The organism is Achromobacter mucicolens, assembly GCF_029866465.1.
Lineage (GTDB): Bacteria > Pseudomonadota > Gammaproteobacteria > Burkholderiales > Burkholderiaceae_B > Achromobacter > Achromobacter mucicolens.
In genome coordinates, this window is record NZ_CP123364.1 from 4,977,056 (window position 1) to 4,995,880 (window position 18,825).

Annotated in this window: 17 protein-coding genes; 14 read left to right on the forward strand and 3 right to left on the reverse strand. The window is 68.5% G+C overall.

Annotation, left to right across the window (positions count from 1 at the left end; all coding sequences use genetic code 11):
• Position 1: 1 nt before the first annotated feature.
• The 6 genes from QEP15_RS22635 to QEP15_RS22660 are packed head-to-tail and all read left to right on the forward strand — an operon-like array spanning position 2 to position 6,963.
• On the forward strand, positions 2-2,134 hold the full coding sequence (locus tag QEP15_RS22635; RefSeq protein WP_280148108.1) for an acetate--CoA ligase family protein: 2,133 nt from the start codon (positions 2-4) through the stop codon (positions 2,132-2,134).
• Positions 2,135-2,142: 8 nt separating this feature from the next.
• Positions 2,143-3,348, forward strand: coding sequence for an acyl-CoA dehydrogenase family protein (locus QEP15_RS22640; RefSeq protein ID WP_280148109.1), 1,206 nt, complete (start codon positions 2,143-2,145; stop codon positions 3,346-3,348).
• A complete protein-coding gene (locus QEP15_RS22645; RefSeq protein ID WP_280148110.1) occupies positions 3,345-4,289 on the forward strand; it encodes an acyl-CoA dehydrogenase family protein in 945 nt (314 codons plus the stop codon). Before QEP15_RS22640 ends, QEP15_RS22645 begins: the two co-directional genes overlap by 4 nt.
• A gap of 9 nt (positions 4,290-4,298) precedes the next feature.
• Positions 4,299-5,057, forward strand: coding sequence for an SDR family NAD(P)-dependent oxidoreductase (locus tag QEP15_RS22650; protein ID WP_280148111.1), 759 nt, complete (start codon positions 4,299-4,301; stop codon positions 5,055-5,057).
• Positions 5,057-6,238 carry an SDR family oxidoreductase gene (locus QEP15_RS22655; RefSeq protein WP_280148112.1) on the forward strand — a complete coding sequence of 394 codons (1,182 nt, stop codon included), beginning with the start codon at positions 5,057-5,059 and terminating at the stop codon, positions 6,236-6,238. The genes QEP15_RS22650 and QEP15_RS22655 overlap by 1 nt, the downstream gene beginning before the upstream one ends.
• Complete coding sequence (locus QEP15_RS22660; RefSeq protein ID WP_280148113.1) at positions 6,226-6,963, forward strand: carboxymuconolactone decarboxylase family protein; 738 nt, start codon at positions 6,226-6,228, stop codon at positions 6,961-6,963. The genes QEP15_RS22655 and QEP15_RS22660 overlap by 13 nt, the downstream gene beginning before the upstream one ends.
• 17 nt (positions 6,964-6,980) lie before the next feature.
• On the opposite strand, the gene QEP15_RS22665 is transcribed toward QEP15_RS22660, so the two are convergent.
• Both QEP15_RS22665 and QEP15_RS22670 read right to left on the reverse strand, forming a co-directional pair.
• Positions 6,981-8,390 carry an amidase family protein gene (locus QEP15_RS22665; protein ID WP_280148114.1) on the reverse strand — a complete coding sequence of 470 codons (1,410 nt, stop codon included), beginning with the start codon at positions 8,388-8,390 and terminating at the stop codon, positions 6,981-6,983.
• 83 nt (positions 8,391-8,473) lie between these two features.
• Complete coding sequence (locus tag QEP15_RS22670; RefSeq protein ID WP_175234718.1) at positions 8,474-9,451, reverse strand: Bug family tripartite tricarboxylate transporter substrate binding protein; 978 nt, start codon at positions 9,449-9,451, stop codon at positions 8,474-8,476.
• Positions 9,452-9,593: 142 nt separating this feature from the next.
• Here QEP15_RS22670 and QEP15_RS22675 point away from each other — a divergent pair, with 142 nt between their 5' ends.
• The 8 genes from QEP15_RS22675 to QEP15_RS22710 all read left to right on the forward strand — a co-directional run bounded on the left by QEP15_RS22675 (position 9,594) and on the right by QEP15_RS22710 (position 17,995).
• On the forward strand, positions 9,594-10,502 hold the full coding sequence (locus QEP15_RS22675) for a LysR substrate-binding domain-containing protein (RefSeq protein WP_280148115.1): 909 nt from the start codon (positions 9,594-9,596) through the stop codon (positions 10,500-10,502).
• A gap of 85 nt (positions 10,503-10,587) precedes the next feature.
• Positions 10,588-11,220, forward strand: a complete 633-nt coding sequence (locus QEP15_RS22680; RefSeq protein ID WP_180097649.1) for a GntR family transcriptional regulator — start codon at positions 10,588-10,590, stop codon at positions 11,218-11,220.
• A 27-nt stretch (positions 11,221-11,247) separates the two neighbouring features.
• Positions 11,248-12,237: a tripartite tricarboxylate transporter substrate binding protein gene (locus tag QEP15_RS22685; RefSeq protein ID WP_280148116.1), complete on the forward strand. Its 990-nt coding sequence runs from the start codon at positions 11,248-11,250 to the stop codon at positions 12,235-12,237.
• 32 nt (positions 12,238-12,269) lie between these two features.
• Positions 12,270-13,274 carry a Bug family tripartite tricarboxylate transporter substrate binding protein gene (locus QEP15_RS22690; protein ID WP_280148117.1) on the forward strand — a complete coding sequence of 335 codons (1,005 nt, stop codon included), beginning with the start codon at positions 12,270-12,272 and terminating at the stop codon, positions 13,272-13,274.
• Between the two features lie 32 nt (positions 13,275-13,306).
• A complete protein-coding gene (locus QEP15_RS22695) occupies positions 13,307-14,368 on the forward strand; it encodes an isocitrate/isopropylmalate dehydrogenase family protein (RefSeq protein WP_280148118.1) in 1,062 nt (353 codons plus the stop codon).
• A 2-nt stretch (positions 14,369-14,370) separates the two neighbouring features.
• Positions 14,371-15,243 (forward strand): amidohydrolase family protein, encoded by an 873-nt coding sequence (locus QEP15_RS22700; protein ID WP_280148119.1) that lies wholly within the window; start codon positions 14,371-14,373, stop codon positions 15,241-15,243.
• Positions 15,244-15,453: 210 nt separating this feature from the next.
• Positions 15,454-17,307 carry an ABC transporter ATP-binding protein gene (locus tag QEP15_RS22705; protein ID WP_142052922.1) on the forward strand — a complete coding sequence of 618 codons (1,854 nt, stop codon included), beginning with the start codon at positions 15,454-15,456 and terminating at the stop codon, positions 17,305-17,307.
• 82 nt (positions 17,308-17,389) lie between these two features.
• The gene (locus QEP15_RS22710) at positions 17,390-17,995 is read left to right on the forward strand and encodes a hypothetical protein (RefSeq protein ID WP_280148120.1); all 606 of its coding nucleotides are present in this window, start codon (positions 17,390-17,392) and stop codon (positions 17,993-17,995) included.
• A 32-nt stretch (positions 17,996-18,027) separates the two neighbouring features.
• On the opposite strand, the gene QEP15_RS22715 is transcribed toward QEP15_RS22710, so the two are convergent.
• The gene (locus QEP15_RS22715; protein WP_280148121.1) at positions 18,028-18,423 is read right to left on the reverse strand and encodes a hypothetical protein; all 396 of its coding nucleotides are present in this window, start codon (positions 18,421-18,423) and stop codon (positions 18,028-18,030) included.
• Positions 18,424-18,825 lie beyond the last annotated feature (402 nt).

Genomic DNA, 18,825 nt, shown 5'->3' on the forward strand with positions numbered 1-18,825 from the left:
CATGGATACGCAGCATCAACGCCCCGGCGCGGGGCTGACGCCCTTTTTCCAGGCCGCGGGCATTGCCGTCATCGGCGCCTCGGACGACATCACCAAGATCGGCGGCCGTCCCGTTCACATGCTGATCAAGCACGGTTACCGGGGCGCGGTGTATCCCATCAATCCCAAGGGGGGAACCATCCAGGGGCTGCCCGCCTACGCCAGCGTGACGCAGACACCCACGGCGCCCGACCTGGCGATATTGGCCGTGCCCGCCGCCGCCACGCCCGCCGCGCTGCGCGACTGCGCGGCGCGCGGCGTGAAGGCCGCCATCGTGCTGTCGGCCGGCTTCACTGAAGCCGGCCCCGAAGGCGCCGCGCTGCAGGCCGAACTGGTCGCCATCGCCCGCGAACACGGCATGCGGATCCTGGGCCCCAACTGCCTGGGCACGGTCAATGTGGCCGAGCGCCTGATCGGTTCGTTCTCGATCGCGCTGGAAGAAAACATGCCGCCCGTCGGCCATGTGGGCATCGTGTCGCAGTCCGGCAACGTGGGCAGCCACACCATGCAGAGCGTCGCCCGCCGCGGCATGGGCGTCAGCCGCTTCATCGCGACCGGCAACGAAGCGGATGTGGATGCCGCCGACGGCATCGCCGCGCTGGCCGAAGACGCGGACACGCGCATCATTCTGTGCTGCATGGAGACCTGCCGCGACGCCGGCAAACTCATCGGCGCGCTGCGCCTGGCGCGAGAGCGCGCCAAGCCCGTCGTCATCCTCAAGATTGGTTCCACGGAAAAAGGCCAGGCCGCCGCCGCCTCGCACACCGGCGCCCTCACCGGGTCGGACGCCGTGATCGACGCGGTCTTTCGCCGCCACGGCGTGCTGCGCGTGCGCTCGGTCGAAGCGCTGATCGACATCGGCCACGCCGCCTCGCTGCTCATGCCCCGCCGCCTGCCGGCCAACGATGCGGTGACGCTCGTGGCGGCGTCCGGCGGCTTCGGCATCATGATGGCCGACGCCATGAGCGAGGCGGGCCTGTCCCTGCCCCCGCTCGCGCCCGACACACAGCGACGCATCCGGGAAGCCGTGCCCACCGCCAGCACCGGCAATCCGGTGGACGCGTCCGCCCAGATGTCCGCCCGTCCGGACATCCTGCTCAAGATGCTGACCGCCCTGCTGGACGACCCGTCGGCCAGTTCGGTCGCGCTGTTCATGTCGCTGTCACTCTACAACGCCCGGCTGCGCGGCATCTACCTGCAAGCGCTGGCCGAGGTGCGCGCCAGCCACCCGGACCGCCTCTTGATGGTCATCAGCCAGGGGCCGGCCGACGCCGTCGAGCAGATCAACGCGCTGGGCATTCCGGTGTTCCCGAGCATCGACGCGGCCGCCACGGGGCTGGCCGGGCTGGTGCAGCTGGGCCGCCTGCGCAATTGCATTTCCGACGGCACCGCGCTGCCCGCTTCGGAACCGGTCGACCCGGCCGTGTTCCGCAACGAATTCCACGCCAAGCAGGCGCTGGGCAAAGCCGGCATCGATGTGCCGCGCGAGATCATCGCCCGCGATGCCGACGAGGCCGTGCGCGCGGCCGGCGCCATCGGTTATCCCGTGGTGCTGAAGATCGCCTCCGAAGACATCGCGCACAAGACGGAAGCCGGCGGCGTGCTGCTCGACCTGGCCGATGCCGGCGCCGTGCATCAGGGCTATGCGCAAATCCTGGCCAACGTGGCGCGGCACGCGCCAGCCGCGCGCATCGACGGCGTGCTCGTCGCGCCGATGGTCGCGGGCGGCACCGAGCTGATCGCCGGGGTATCGCAGGATCCCGTCTTCGGTCCCATCGTCATGGTGGGCATGGGCGGCATCTACGCCGAGGTGTTGAAGGACGTCGCCGTGCAGGCCGCGCCCGTCAGCGAAGACGAGGCCGCCGAGATGATCCGGTCGCTCAAGATGTTTCCCATCCTGGATGGCGCACGTGGCCGGCCCAAGGCCGACATCGCCGCCGCCGCGCGCAGCGTGGCGCGCCTGTCCGAATTCGCGTACCGCCACCGCGCGGACGTGTCCGAAATAGACATGAACCCCATTCTGGTGCGGCCGCAAGGCCAAGGCGTCGTCGTCCTGGACGCGCTGATGATTCCGCGCGCCGCCCCCGCCCACTGAGGACAGCCATGCAATTCGAACAACACGCCGCGGTCCCGGATCCTGCCGCGGGCCCCGAGGTCTACCGCCAGCACGCGCGCACCTGGCTGCGCGCCAACCTGCCCGACTTCATGCGCGCCGACAGCCTGGACTGGCGCGCCCCCACGCTCGCCGAAAGCAGCGCCTGGGAGGCCGCGATGTATCAGGCGGGGCTTGCCGGCATGACGTGGCCCAAGGCCTACGGCGGCCACGGCCTGACGCTGCGCGAGCATCTGGCGGTGAACAAGGAGATTGGCGCACTGCCCATGCCCGAGAGCGTCAGTTCCATCGGCAAGGAACTGGCCGGTCCCATCATCATGGCCGTGGGCACCGAACAGCAAAAGCAGGACTTCCTGCCCGCGATCCTGGCGATGCGCCAGTACTGGTGCCAGGGGTTTTCGGAGCCGGACGCGGGTTCGGACCTGGCCCGCCTGCGCACCAAGGCCGAACAGCAGGGCGACACGTGGCGCATCAACGGCCAGAAAATCTGGACCAGCGGCGCGGCCAAGGCGCACTACTGCCTGCTGCTGACGCGCACCGGCACCGTGGCCGACAAGCATCGCGGCCTGCTGATGTTCGCGGTCCCGATGGACACGCCGGGCATCCGCGTCGTCCCCATCAAATCCATCGACGGCAAGGAGTCCTTTGCCGAGGTCTTCTTCGATGACGTGGTGGTGCCGGACAGCGCACGCCTGGGCGCCCCGGACGAAGGCTGGAACGCCGCCATCCGGGTGCTGTCCATCGAGCGCGCCACCAACCGCATGTACCGCCCGTGGCGCTTCGAATGCGAACTGCGCCAGCTCATCGCCGCCTGCAAATCCGATGCGCAACTGGCCCCCGCGCTTGACGACGGCTACGTGCAGCGCCGCGTCGGCGACCTGGTCTGCGAGATCGACGGCTTGAAGGGCCTGGTCGAACTGACCGTGGCGCGCATGCTGCGTGGCGAGACCATCGGCGCGCGCGGTTCGCTTACCAAACTGTATTGGTCGGAATGCCATCAGGCGTTCGCCGGGCTGGCGCTGTCGCTGCTGTCCCAGGTGGGGCCGCATTCCAGCGCCTTGGCGCGCCGCGCCCAGAAGGCCTTCACCACCGCCTACCTGTTCTCGCGCGCCGAGACGATCTATGCCGGCACCACCGAAGTGCAGCTCGACGTCATCGCCCAGCGCGTCATGAATCTGCCCAAGGACCTGACATGAGCCACGAAGAACTGCGTCCCGAGGAGTTCGCGCAGGCCGCCGACGCCGCGATCACCGATGCCCTGACCCGCCAGGATCCCCGCGCCATGGCGCAGGTCCTGGCGCAGGCGGGGCTGTGCGGGGTCATGGCGGCCGAAGACGACGGCGGACTAGGCCTCCCGCTCGAGTTCGCGCTGCCTATCGCGCATGCGGCCGGGCGTCTGCGTTTGCCCTTGGCGCTTTCCGAACAGATCCTGCTTGCGGGCGCGTTGGCGGGCACGCCGCAGGCAGCGGCCCTGTCCGCCGGCGAACGCCTGGCCGGCATCGCCTGGCATGGCAGCCTGCAGGCCGGTCACGCGCGACTGGATCACGGCCCCGCCGACTGGGTGCTGGTGGCCGATGGCGCGGGCGCGGCCCTTGTCGACGCGACGGCATTGCCCCGCGACGACCAGGCGGCGCTGGATCCCGATCATCCGCAAACCTGGATCGCGCTCGCGGACGCGCCGGTGCTTGCGCGGCTGGACGAAGCGGCATGGACCGCGCTGCGCCGCCAGGCGCACCTGCTGCTGGCCGAGTTCGCCAACGGCGCCGCCGAAGGCGCGCTGCAAGCGGCAGCCGACTACATGGCCACCCGCGTGCAGTTCGGCCGGCCGCTGTCGGCCAAGCAGGCCGTGCGCCACTTGCTGGCCCGCATGCGGCTGCTGCAGGACGTCTCCAGCGCCGCGATACGGCGGGCTGCGCACGCCGACGAATACGGCGCGCCACGCGACACGCAGCCCGCGCTGGCTGGCGCGCTTGCCAACGCGGCGTTCGTCATCGAAAAAGCCATCCACCTGCACGGCGGCATGGGCTTCACCTGGGAACTGCCCCTGCATCGCGCGCTGCGCGCGGTGCGCAAGCTGGACGCCGCGTTTGCAGGGCTGTCGCGCGGCGCCGGCCTCGCATTCATTCAATCGGTATAGGAAGCAAACATGGCACAAGATCTCGCCGGGCGCGTCGCGCTCGTCACGGGCGCGGGCGCCGGCATCGGCAGGGCCACCGCCCGCCTGCTCGCCGCGCGCGGCGCCACGGTCGGCGTCAACGACCTCAAGCAGGAACTGGTGGATGAAGCCGTGGCCGGCATCGTCGCCGAAGGCGGCAACGCCTTTCCCGTAGTGCAAAACGTCGCCACGCGCGAAGGCATCGGCGCAGCCGTCCGGCAGGCCGCCGAGCACGGCGCGCGGCTGGATATCCTGGTCAACAACGCCGCCTGGGTACGCTACCAGAGCGCGCCCGACATTCAGCCCGACACGCTGGAGCGCATGCTGGACATCGGCTTCAAGGCCGTCATCTGGGGCATTCAGGCGGCGGCCGAGGTCATGGACCCCGAACGCGGCGGCGCCATCGTCAACGTCGCATCCACCGCCGCGCTCAAGTCCGCACCCAACTCCATCGTGTATTCGGGCATCAAGTCCGGCGTGCTGGGCGTGACGCGCGCGGCGGCCGCCGAACTCGGTGCGCGCCGGATCCGGGTCAACGCCGTCTGCCCGTCGGCGGTGCCCACGGAAGGCACGCAGCGCAACCGCAACGCCGAACGCGACGCGCGCCGCGTCGCCAGCACGCCGATGGGCCGCCTGGGCACGGCGGACGACATCGCCGAGGCCGTCGTGTTTCTTGCCAGCGACGAGGCCCGCTTCATCACGGCGCAGGCGCTGGTGGTGGACGGCGGCATCACGTTCACGACCCTTTGATGGACACCGTCCTGCTCACGGGCGCGGCCAGCGGCATTGGCCGTGCGGCGGCCCGCCGGCTCGCGGCCGCGGGCCATCGCTGCGTCCTGGTCGACCGCAATGCGCCGGCGCTGCAGGCTCTGCGGGGCGAGCTGCCCGCGCCCGCCGATGGAGAGCATCTGGCGCGCGTCACTGACCTGACGGACGCGTCGCAGATTGCCGCCCTGACGGACGTCATGCCGCGCCTGGATGCGCTCATCAACAACGCCGGGATGACCGACAGCAGCAATAGACCCACCGTCGACCAGGCCGCCGGCGACTGGCAACGGCTGCTCGACCTGAACCTGCGCGCGCCGGCCCGTCTGGTGAGCGCCCTGCGCAGCCGCCTCGCTGACGGTGCGCGCGTCGTCAATGTGGCTTCCGGCGCGGGACTGCGCGCCATCCCGTGGCGCGGCGGCTACAGCCCCAGCAAGGCCGGACTGATCGCGCAGAGCCGTGCGCTGGCCCAGTCCGATCCGGGCCTCCGCGTCACCGTGCTCTGCCCCGGTTATGTGCAGACGGAACTGGTCGCTGGCCTGATCGCCTCGGGCCGCCTGGACCCCGCACGCGCCGTGGCCAAGATCCCGCTGGGCCGGTTGGCCGATCCTGACGAGATCGCATGCGCCCTCGCCTTCCTGGCCAGCACGCACGCGGCCCCGCTTGCCGGCGGACTCGTGTGCATGGATGGCGGTTCGTCGGTGTACGGCGGAAGCCAGACCTATGCCCCTGCCGCCGGACACGGACGCATTCCGGCGGATGCCCCCCTGTCCCTTACCGTTCGCGGAGACTGGCCGCCGCTGCCTCCTGAATCCGCTGGCGACGGCTACCCCGCCGTGCTGGACGCAACGGTGCTGGCCAGCGCACCGGGGCAACGGCTGGCCGCAGCATTGCAGGCCGCGCAGCGCTTTACCTCAGACGGTCCCGCCAGCCTGACGCTGCTGCTGCCCGATGACGAGAACCTGGATTGGGAACACGCCGGCGATCACGCGGCCGCGCGCATGCTGATCGCCTCGCTGGCCTGCGAATGGGGACCGGCGGCGCTCCGCATCAATGCCGTGCAGATCGCGCAAGGCACGTCGCCCGAGGCGCTGGCGCCCCTGCTGCGCTTTGTGGCCGGCGCGCAGGCCCAATATCTGACGGGGCAAGTGCTATGCAGCCGCTGACCGGCCTGGACGAGATCAAGGCCCGCTTCATCGCCGCGCGCGGCTATTGGCGTCCGTGGACAGACGCGATGCTGCACGCCAATCCGGGCTTTCTGGCGCACTACGCCGAGTACGCGGGACACCCGGCCAAGACGGGACCGCTGGCGCCCCGCATGGTCGAGCTGATCTACGTGGCGCTCGATGCGTCGGCCACGCATCTTTTCGAGCCGGGCCTGACCACCCATCTGCGCATGGCGCGCGAGGCCGGCGCCACCGATGCCGACGTGTTCGATGTGCTGCACCTGGTCACGATGCAGGGCCTGAGCGCGGTGCTGCAAGCCGCCGACCTGCTGCACGAGGCCGCGCCCCAACCTGCGCTGAATCCGGACGATGCCCTGCGCGCCCGCATCGCCGCGCTGTGGCCGGAACAGGCGTGCAGCCTGCTGCGGCTGGCGGAGATGGACCCGGGCTATGTCGCTGTCCTGCTCGACTTTCTGGAACATGGCGCGCCTGCCGGTGGATTGACCCGCGCGGAGCGCTTGCTGGTGCGGGTTGCCCTGCACGCCTGCTTCACGCAGGGCGACATGGACACCACGCGTGCGTTGATCCACGAGGGATTGGCGCAAGGGGTGACGCGCCAGGCCCTGTTGCAGGCCATCCAGTTGGGCGCGCATCTGGCCGTCCACGGCGCGGCGCTGGGCGCCACCGTCCATGCGCGGCTGAAGGATTCAGGCGCGTTGGGTTAGGTCCGCAAGGGACGCCGTCAGAGGCCAAGCCGTTCCAGCACCGACCAGCCCGCCCGCGCCTCGATGACCTCGCCAGCCGCCAGGCACAGATCTTCGCGAAACCGCCCGGCCACCAACTGCACGCCGACAGGCACACCGTGCGCCAACCCCACCGGCACCGACAGCCCCGGCAGTCCCAGAATCGCCGTCGAGATCAACGGACTCTGCGCCTGCAGGATGTCCGCCATCACGTCGGCGCCCTGCTGATCCCGATCCACCGGGAAAGGCAGCGCGAACGACACCGGCATCAGCAGGACGGGATAGCGTTCAAAGAAGCGGCCCCATTCGCGCAGGATCGTGGTGCGCATCGCCATGGCTTGAACGAAGCCGTCCTTGTCCCGGCGCGGCGTGTGCGCCAGCATGCTTCGGTACGCGTTCTGGATGGCGCGGTCGCCCGCGCGTTCGATCTCGCGCTGCATGGACCCGGCGGCTTCGTTCATCAGCACGTCCAGCCACAGCGCGGCCGCGGCGTCGAACTGCGGCGGCTCGGCGGCCTCGACGATGTAGCCCGCGTCCTGCAACCAGCCGGCGGCACGTTGCAGCGCGTCGGCCACGGCGGCGTCGGCCTTGTGCTGCGCGGTGCCCGCGAACAGCGCGACGCGACCGTTGCCTGGCAAATCGGGAAACGCCAGCGGCGCAGGCACCCACCAAGGATCGCGCGCGTCGCCACCCGACATCGCCGCCAGTCCCAAGCGCAGATCGGCGACGGTACGCGCCAAAGGCCCTTGCGTGGCCGCCATCTGCGATGCCACCGGGCGCTCCGAGCGCTGCGTGGCGTTGTAGCCCGGCACCCGCCCCTGCGAGGGCCGCAGCCCTGCAACGCCGCAGCAATACGCGGGATAGCGGATCGAGCCGCCCTGATCGCTGCCATGCGCAAGCGGCCCGACGCCCAGCGCCGCCGCCACCGCCGCGCCGCCGCTGGAGCCGCCCGGCGTGCGCGCCACATCGAACGGATTGACGGTGCGGCCGTGCAGATCGTTGTCGCTGAACCAGCGCCACGAAAACGCCGGGACATTCGTGCGTCCGATGGCGATCGCGCCCGCGCGCAGCCAGTTGTCGACCGCCGGATTGCTCTCCTGCGCGATGAGGTCCCGATAGTCCGTCACGCCGTTGGTCGTGGCGGTGCCAGCCAGATCCGCGTTGGCCTTGATCGTGACCGGCACGCCATGCAGCGCGCCCAATGCCTGCTTGCCGCGCACCGCCGCGTCGGCGGCATCCGCGGCGCGCAGCGCCTGTTCCGCATACGTCTCCGTCAGCGGATTGAAGGCGGCATTGACCGCGTCGGCGCGGTCCAGGCAGCTCTGCACGGCTTCTCGGCTGGATACTTCTCCGTTGCGGATGGCACGGGCCAGGTCGAGCGCGTTCCAGCGCCACAGTGCGTTCGTCATGTTGTCTCCCTATTCTGATAACCCTGTTCTGCGCGGACCGCGCCGGCGCACGCGCGCTGCAAAGCCCGTTCCGCGCCGACCGTTCAGTCCGCCGACGCGCCGGACTGCTTGACCATCGCCGCCCAGCGCGGAATCTCCGCAGCGATGAGGCTGGCGAACTGCTCGGGCGTGGACGGCGTGGCATCGACCGACAGCGTCTCGTTCTGCTTCTGCACCGCGGGGTCTTGCAACGCCTTGGCAATGGCGGCGTTCAGCTTGGCGATCACCGGCGCCGGGGTGCCCGCCGGCGTCACGATGCCGCCCCACGACACGACCTCGAATCCCTTCAAGCCCGATTCGTCCAGCGTCGGCACATCCGGCAGCACCGGCACGCGCGTCAGGCTGGTGGCGCCCAGCACCTTGACCTGGCCCGCGCGGATGAAAGGCAGCACGCCCGCCACGTTGTCGATCATCACGTCCAGCTGTCCGCCGGCCAGATCCACCACGGCCTGCTGGCCGCTCTTGTACGGCACATGCAACATGGTGGTGCCGGTTTCGCTCTTGAGCATCTCTCCCGCCAAATGCGCGCTGGATCCGACGCCCAGCGATCCCACGCTGACCTTGCCCGGATGCTGCTTCGCGTACGCGGCCAGCTCCTGCACGTTGCTGGCCGGCAGGCCGTTGCGCGCGATCAGCACCAGCGCATTGCTGATGGCCAGGCTGACGGGCGCCAGGCTGCGTTGCGGGTCGTAGGGCAGCTTGGCGTACATGCTCTTGTTGATCGCCAGCGTGACGATATTGCCGAAGCCGATGGTGTAGCCATCGGGCGCGGCCGACGCCAGCGCCTGCGTGCCGACGATGCCGCCCGCGCCGCCCCGGTTCTCCACGATGACCGGCTGCCCCAGCTCGCGGCCGAGCGCGTCGGCGATCGGCCGCAGCACCACATCCGGGCCCGACCCCGCGGCATACGGGACGATGAGCTTGATCGGCCGCTGCGGCCAGTCGGCGCGGGCGGCGCTGGCGACGGTGGCGGCCACGAGGACCAGAAACAAGGAAACGGCACGGCGGGCAAAGATCGGCATGGCATTCTCCTGAAGCGCTTTTCGGGCCAGGCCATCGGTCTTTCCGGGCCTGATCGACGATCAGCTTAGGGATGGTCCGCGCTGCGTGTAAGGCTATATTTTTGTTAAGGTGACCACCCCAGGTTGTCAGGGGCTCATCGTCGTGAAAGACCATCAATTGCGCGCGTGGCTGAAAGTGGCCGAACTGCGCAGCATCCGCGCCGCCGCGCGCAGCCTGCATCTGAGCCAGGCCGCCGTGACCAAGGCCATCAAGGAACTCGAAACCGAACTGGACGCGCCGCTTCTGACGCGCAGCCCCAAGGGCATCGCCGTCACCGAATGCGGCGAGCACCTCACGGTTCGGGCTCGCCTGGCGCAGGCGCAACTCGCGCTGGCCCGCCAGGACATCCGCCAGCTGCTCAGCGGCGCGCAGGCGCGCGTGGCGGTCGGCGTCACACCCATGGTGATGATGAGCGTGCTGCCCGACGTGCTGGCCGAGTTCCGCGCAAGCATGCCGGCCGCCAGGGTCAAGGTCTCCGAGGGATTGCTCCCCGCGGTGCTGCCCGCGCTGCGAAACGGCGCGCTGGATTTCGCGCTGGCCTCGCGCATGAACGACGGCGCCGGCGGGCAGGAATTCGACTTCGAGGAACTGCGGCCGCTGGAATTCATGATCGCGTGCCGCAAGGGTCATCCGCTGGCGCGCGCAAAGCGTTGGGACGACATCCGCGGCTGCGAATGGCTGCTCAACGTATCGCCCGGCAGCCACACCGAAGCCTTTCTGCGCGGGCTGCGCGCGCACCGCCTGCCCGAACCCCAGCGGGTCATCGAGTGCGACACCTTCGGCGTCATGTGGAACCTGATGACCCGCAGCGACGCGCTCATCCTCTGTCCGTCCGGCATGCTGGACATCAAGCCCTACGGCGACGAGGCACGGCGCATCCGCGCCGACGTGCCCATGCCCGTGGCCAGCATCGGCATCATGACGCTGCAGAGCACGCCGCTGTCGCTGGCGGCGGCCACCATGGCGGACCTGTTCCGGCGTCACGTGTCGCGCGCACCGCTAGGCGGATAACCCGGCCAGGCATCTATTTTCAGGGGCCGGATTGTCGGTCGATTTTTTGTATGCAAAAATATACAAAAAACGCATCGAGACAGCCTTGCCCATTCCCAAGAGCAATTCGCAGGCCTTCGCGGCCTACAACGAGATCAAGCGCCGCATCCTGGCCGGCATGTTCACGCCCAGCCACCGGCTACGCGAAGTGGAAGTCGCCGACCAGCTCGACATGGGCCGCACCCCCGTGCGCGAAGCGCTCAAGCGCATTCAGGACGAAGGCCTCATCACGCACGAGCCCGGCCGCGGATTGGTCGTCACCACGATGGACCAGCAGGAAGTCGGCGAGCTCTACTCCATGCGCGAAGTGCTGGAGGGCGCTGCCGCCGCCTTCGCCGCGCGCCATGCCACGGACGCCGAAGTCGCCAACATGCAGGCCATCCTGGACGAAGGCGACGGCGGCGACCCCGTCGCTCAGAACCTGCGCTTTCACCAGGCCATCTACAGCGCCGCGCACAACCGCTACCTGATCCGCTCGCTGCATTCGCTGACCGAGACCACCTACCTGCTGGGACGCAGCACGCTCAGTTCATCGGAGCGGGCCGGCCGCTCCAACCAGGAACACCAGGCCATCGTCGACGCCATCCGCGCCCGCGATGTCCAAGGCGCGCAAAACGCCGCGCAGCACCACATTCACCAGGCCCTGCTGGAACGCCTAAAGATGCTGCGCCAGGGTTAAGCGCGGCCATCGATCGGAGACAAGTCGATGAAGCAGTTCAACGTATCCTCGCAGCGGCTGCTGGCGGGGCTGGCCCTTCTGCTGCCCGCGCTTTGCGCGCCGGTGGCAGCGTCCGCCGATTCCTACCCCAGCCGCCCCATCACATTGGTGGTGCCGTTTGCGGCGGGCGGCGGCACCGACAGCATTGCGCGCGACATGGCGCGCACGCTGGCCGACAAGCTGGGCCAGTCCGTGGTCGTGGAAAACCGCGGCGGCGGTGGCGGCTCCATCGGCGCCGCGCTGGTCGCCAATGCGCGGCCGGACGGCTACACGCTGCTTTTTGCGACGTCCACCTTCGTCACCAACGCCGCCGCCGGCATCAGCACCACCTATGACGTGCGCAAGTCCTTCGCGCCCATCGCGATGCTGGGCCGCGGCCCGCTCTTCGTGGTGACGGCCAAGGACCTGAAGCTGACCTCCATCGCCGACCTGCGACAGCTCGCGGCCAAGCCGGGCGCCGACCTGAACTTCTGCTCGGCCGGCAACGGCAGCATCAATCATCTGGCCGGCGAACTGTTCAAGCAGAAGACCAACGCCGCCATGACGCACGTGCCCTACAAGGGCAGCGGCCCGGCCACCGTCGATCTGCTGGCCGGACGCGTTCAGGTGTTTTTCGCCACCGTGCCCACCATCCTGTCGCAGGTGCGCGACCAGCGCGTGGACCTGCTGGCCGTCACGGGCAAGACGCGCTCTCCGCTGTTCCCCGACACGCCCACCGTGGCCGAGGCAGGCGTTGCCGACTTCGACATCACGACGTGGTGGGGCGTGCTGGCGCCGGCCGGCACGCCGCCCGAGGTCGTCGGCAAGCTGAACCAGGCCATCAACGACGCGGCCGCCGACAAGCTGGTCGCCGACCGCCTGAAGCACGAAGGCGCCCAGGCCATCAGCGGATCGCCCGACGATTTCGGCAAGGCCCTGGCCGCCGAACTGGAGATGTGGCAAGGCGTGGTCAAGAAGTCCGGCATGAAGCTGGACTGACCGGCCCGCCGCACGCACAACAAGGAGACACCATGCAGCAGCCCCAACATCCCCTGAACCCCACTCGCCGCCGCCTGCTGCAAGGCGCGGCGGCGGGCGTGGCGCTGACCCTTGCCGGCGCGGCGCGGGCGGCGGATGCCTATCCCGCCAAGCCCGTGACGATCATCGTGCCCTATGCCCCCGGCGGGCAGGGCGACGTCTTCGCCCGCATCCTGGCTGAACGCCTGGGTACGGAACTCAAGCAGACCTTCATCGTCGAGAACCGCCCCGGCGCGTCGGGCGCGGTCGGATCGCGCATCGTGCTGCGCGCGCCCGCCGACGGCTACACCCTGCTGCTGGGCCAGACCGGCGAGATCGCCGTCAACCCGTACGCCATGAAGTCGCTGGGCTACGACCCGCTGCGCGAGTTCGCGCCGGTGATCCTGGTGGGGGATTCGCCCCTGGTTCTGGTCGTGCCGGAAAAGTCGCCGCATGCGGACCTGGCCGCGCTGATCGCGGCCGCCCGCGCCAAGCCGGACGCCATCGCCTACGCGTCGTCGGGCACCGCCACGCCGGGCCATCTGGCCGCCGCCGCGCTGGCGCTGGGCACGCAAACACGCATGATCCACGCGCCGTACAAGGGCGCCGGCCAGGCCATGTCGGACCTGCTCGGCGGGCATGTCGACTGCTTCTTCTCCAGCGCATCGGCCGCCATGCCGCACATCAACAGCGGCCGGTTGCGGGCGCTGGCGGTATCCGCGCGGGAGCGCCTGGGCATCCTGCCCAAGGTGCCCACCATCAGCGAGGCCGCCGTGCCGGACTTCCAATTCAGCTTGTGGGGCGGCGTCTTCGCGCCCGCGCAGACGCCGCCCGCGGTGGTCGAGCAGCTCAATGCAAAGCTGAATGCCATCCTGGCCGAACCCGCGATCAAGTCGCGGCTCGAAGGCGACGGCGCGGCCGTGCGGCCGAACACGTCTCAGGAATTCACGGCCTTCGTGCGCAGCGAAGCCGCCAAATATCAGAACCTGGTGCAAGCCACCGGGGTCCAGGTCGAATAAGCCCGGCCGAATCATCCACAGGAAAACGCTCCATGAAAATCGTTGTACTCCCCGGCGACGGCATCGGCCCCGAAACCATGGCGGTCGCTGTCGACGTGCTTGAAGCCGCCTCGCGCCGCTTCGGCCTGAACCTGCAGTTCGACCACGACATCGCGGGCCACGACAGCCTGAAGCAGCACGGCGCCACCGTCACGCCCGCCCTCCTTGAAAAGGTCAAGGCGGCCGACGGCCTGATGCTGGGCCCCATGGCCACCTATGACTTCAAGGACGAAGCGCGCGGCGAAATCAATCCGTCCATGTACTTTCGCAAGAAGCTGGACCTGCACGCCAACATCCGCCCTGCGCGGACCTACCCCGGCATGCAGGCGCGCCTGGGCGAATTCGACCTGGTGGTGGTGCGCGAGAACACCGAAGGCTTCTATGCCGACCGCAACGTCGAGTCCGGCGGCAGCGAGATGCTGATCACGCCCGACGTCGTCGTGTCCCTGCGCCGCATCACCCGCCAGTGCTGCGAGCGCATCGCGCGCACGGCGTTCGAGCTGGCCATGACGCGCAACAAGCACGTCACGATGGTGCACAAGGCAAACGTGCTCAAGCTGGGCGACGGCATGTTCCTGGAAATGTGCCGCCAGGTCGCGCAGGAATTCCCGGAAGTCCGCGTGGACGACGTGATCGTCGACGCCATGATGGCGCATGTGGTGCGCGCGCCGCAGCGCTACGACGTCATCGTCACCACCAACATGTTCGGCGACATCCTGTCCGACCTGACCGCCGAACTGTCGGGCAGCCTGGGCCTGGGCGGCTCGCTGAACGCAGGCCGCGACTACGCGATGGGACAGGCGGCGCACGGCTCGGCCCCCGACATCGCCGGCCAGAACATCGCCAACCCGATCTCGCTGATCCTGTCGGGCGCGATGCTCCTGAACTGGCACGGCCAAAAGACCCGCAACCAGGCCTTCCTGCAGGCCGCCGCCGCCATCGAGGCCACCATCGCCGACACGATCCTCGCGCACGAATGCACGCGCGACGTGGGCGGCAAGCTGGGCACGCGCGAAGCCGGCGCGGCCTTCGTCGCGCGCCTGCAGGCGGGCTGACCATGACGGCGCCGCAGCTTGCCGCCGGCGCCTGCGATTGCCACGTGCACGTCGTGGCGCCGCAGGCCGATTACCCCATGCTGGCGGACCGGCCCTACACGCCCGGCCCCACGTCCGCGGATGCGCTGCGCGCGCATCTGCAACGCCTGGGCCTGGCCCATGCCGTGATCGTGCAGCCCAGCATCTACGGCGCCGACAACCGCCTGCTGGTGGACAGCCTGCTGGCGCTGGACGGCGCGGCACGGGGGGTGGCTGTCGTGGATGATGACGTGGCGGACGCTGAACTCTCGCGCCTGCACGACGCCGGCGTGCGCGGCCTGCGCGTCAACCTCGAAAGCACGGGCGCCAGCGACGCCGCCACGGTCAGCCGCGCGCTGTCGGCCTGGGGCGGCCGCCTTGCGGGGCAAGGCTGGCACCTGCAGGTCTACGCTTCGCTCGACGCCATCGCCGCCGCGGCCCCCGCGCTGGCCCGGCTGCCGGTGCCGGTGGTGCTGGACCACTTCGCGATGATTCCGGCAGCGCTGCCGCTGGACGATCCGCGCGTGCGGCAGGTGCTGGCGCTGGCCGGTGACGGCGCCGCGTACGTCAAGCTGTCCGCGTCGTACCGCATCAGCGCCAATCCCGATGAAACCGAAGCGGCCACGCGCGTCACCGCGCTGGCCCGCGCCATCATCGCTTGCAATCCCGAACGCGCCCTGTGGGCCAGCGACTGGCCGCACACCAACCGCGAACCCGGCAAAGGCCCCACTGAAGTCAGCGCCTATCGCGACGTTCCGCCCGAACGCCTGCTGCGCGAAATCGCGGCCTGGCTGCCCGACGCGGCGTTGCGCCGCCAGGTGCTGGCGGCCAATCCCGCGGCGCTGTATGGTTTCTAGCTTGTAGCGCGGCAGAGACTGCAACGCGCCCCGGGCAATCGTCCGGGCTTTCACATTGCACCGCGGGATTTTTCCCCGCATTTCCCGGCGTTTGCCGAATGCGCTTAAATATCGCTTTGCGCCGGGACTTGCTCCCCCAGGCCCGCCGCGGCCGTGCGCGCCACGCCGGCGCCTCATCGAAAGCCCCATCCAGATTCCGGAGTCTCTGCCTTGTTCCGCAGATTTGAAAGCCAGCTCAATCCCTTCCCTTCCGAGAACGTGCCCCCGCCGCCCACGGGATTCTTCGCGTTCCTCTGGTTCTGCACCCACGGCTCGCGCCGCTACATCGCCGCACTGGCGATCCTGAGCGCGGCCGTCTCCATCTACGAAGCATGGCTCTTCGCCTTCCTGGGCCAGGTCGTCGACATGCTGACCGCCTGGAACGCCGGAGAGCCCGCGTCGGCGCACGAGCAGCGCGTTCTGTGGGGCATCGCCATCGTGCTGTGCGCCAGCGTCGGCGTTGTCGCGCTGCGCACGCTGGTCCAGCATCAGGTCCTGGCCATCAATCTTCCGCTGCGCCTGCGCTGGGACTTTCACCGCATGATGCTGCGGCAAAGCCTGTCGTTCTTCTCCGATGAATTTGCCGGCCGTGTCACCACCAAGGTTATGCAGACCGCGCTGGCCGTGCGCGAAGTGCTGCTGACTTTCTGCGAAATCGTGCTCGGCATCGCCGTCTACTTCATCACCATCGTCGCACTGGCCGGCGGGTTCGACTGGCGGCTCATGCTGCCCTTCATCGGCTGGATGGCGCTTTACGGGCTGGCCATGATGTATTTCGTGCCGCGCCTGGGCAAGGTCGGCAAGGAACAGGCGCATGCCCGCTCGTCCATGACCGGCCGCGTCACCGACGCCTACACCAACATCACCACCGTCAAGCTCTTCTCGCACACCAACCGCGAGGCCCGCTTCGCGCGCGCCGCCATGGAGGACTTCAAGGAAACCGGTTACCGGCAGATGCGCCTGGTCAGCCAGTTCGAGATCGTCAACCAGGCGCTGGTGTCGGCGCTGATCCTGGGCGCCGGCGGTTACGCGCTGTGGCTCTGGCATGGCAGCGAAATCGGCACCGGCGCCGTCGCCGCCGTCACTGCCATGGCGCTGCGCGTGAACGGCATGTCGCACTGGATCATGTGGCAGATGACCTCGCTTTTCGAGAACATCGGCACCGTGCAGGACGGCATCGCCACCCTGACCCACGCACCCAAAGTCCAGGACGCGCCCAACGCGGCCACCCTGCGCGTCACGCGCGGCGAAGTTCAGTTCGACGACGTCTACTTCAACTACAACAATGAGCGCCAGGTCCTGGACGGCCTCACGCTCACCGTGCGCCCCGGCGAAAAGATCGGCCTGGTGGGCCGCTCGGGCGCGGGCAAATCCACGCTCATCAACCTGCTGCTGCGCTTTTACGATGTCGAACGCGGCCACATCCGCATCGACGGCCAGGACATCTCGCAGGTCACGCAGGACAGCCTGCGCAGCGCCATCGGCATGGTCACTCAGGACACGTCCCTGCTGCACCGGTCCATCTGCGACAACATTGCCTACGGCCGCCCCGACGCCAGCCGCGAAGAGATCCGCGCCGCCGCGGCCCGTGCGCAGGCCGACGAATTCATCGAACAGCTCAGCGATTCGCATGGCAACTCCGGCTACGACACGCTCGTCGGCGAACGTGGCGTCAAGCTGTCTGGCGGACAACGCCAGCGCATCGCGATCGCCCGCGTCATGCTCAAGAACGCACCCATCCTGCTGCTGGACGAAGCCACCAGCGCGCTCGATTCGGAAGTGGAAGCCGCCATCCAGGAGAGCCTGGACGAAGTCATGCAAGGCAAGACCGTCATCGCGATCGCGCACCGGCTATCGACGATTGCCGCCATGGACCGGCTTATCGTGATGGATCAAGGGCGCATCATTGAACAGGGCAGCCACGCGGAACTGCTGGCGATGAACGGGGTGTACGCGCGCTTGTGGCGTCATCAAAGCGGCGGTTTTCTGGCGGAAGAACCCAGCGAACCCAGCCAGCAGCCGTGACCGGAGAAGTTTCGTTGCACTTTATTAGGGACGCAATACAGGTCCGATCGGATAATCCTGGCGCCATTCGATAAGGATCTTTATGTTGAAGTTGAAAGCTGCCCTCCTCATCTCGGCGCTCGGCGCCGCCGCCGTTCTGCCCGCGCACGCCGCCTCACAGCGCTCCGTCGATGCCCGCGAGTTCGACGTTGCCGGCGTCAAGACCGGCATGGACTTTGACGAAGCGCTCGCCGCCGCCGCCAAGAATTTTCATGTCGGCAAGAAAGACATCCGGATCGGCTACGCGAGGAACAACCCCGTCACGAACTCCAAGATGCCGATGAATTTCAGCTACGAGAAGGACGGCATCAAATTCATCGTCCACTTCGAACCGCGCGTGCCCGTCGACCAGCAACGCCCGCTCGCGGTGTCGCAGATCCGTTATGAACTGCCCTGGACCCCGGCCAACAAGGAAGCGATGGGCAAGGCGGCGCTGGAGAAGTATGGCCGCCAGTCCAACTATCCCAACGACCTGAATATGGAGTGGTGCGCCAAGCCCAGCTCGAATCCCGGCATGGGCTGCTCGAACGACATGACGCAGGCGGTATTGAAATACAGCGGCGTCAGCATCCAGATGGTTGACCCGGCATGGACGAATGCACGGATCGAGTTTGTGCAGCGTAGCCAGTCGAGAAAGCCCAGCTTCTGATGCGCCGCGGCAAGCGGCAGGACCGCCTGCCGCTACAGTAGCGTCACCGCGGCGGCCGCCCCGGCAATGGCCATCAGCCAGGCCCAGCGCCGTCCCGAAAAAATGGCCTGGAGCAGGCTGCCCCGCGCCAAACGGGCGACGTGATTGTCAATCCCGCGCTGGCACAACGCTTCCATCTCTGCCAGGGCCTGGCGACGCGTCGCGTTGCGGTCGACAGTACCCTCGGACACGGCCAACTCGAACATCTCATCCAGATCCAGTTCGGACAGGATGCCCTCGGCCGCCAGCCAGACCAGGGCGCCGCCCAGCGTCATGAAGGGCGCCTGCGGCAGCGCTTGCAGCCTAAGCAGCGCCGCCGCATGGTGGTCAGCGCGAATGACGCCGTCGACGCGCAGGCGCTCAAGCAGCGGGAGGGGAGCCAGCGTCATGCCGGCATGCCAAACAAAAGGAACGCACGCTGGCGCAACATGGAATCAGCACTCCCCAGTAACGAAGTCGATGGCGGGTCCCTTGCGGCAAAAAGGCCGACTCGGATTCCCCTCATGACGGCGAAGACAAGGAACGCTTCGCCATCGATTTTCGACGTCGTTTTACCAGCCGCTGTCAGCCATTAGTGCCCTTCAATGGCGGTCCATTGATTGAGGGCAGGACAGACCTCAATTGCGCGAAACGAACCACAAAATCGAAATGGATCGATGGAAATTTTCCTGCGCGTACCCACGCGCCAGGTAATGAAGAATGCCCCGGCAGCCTGGCTCAATCCCCAAGCCGCGCGGGAAGTTGCGCCACGAGCCAATCAATGAACACGCGCAGCCGGTGCGTGACGTGGC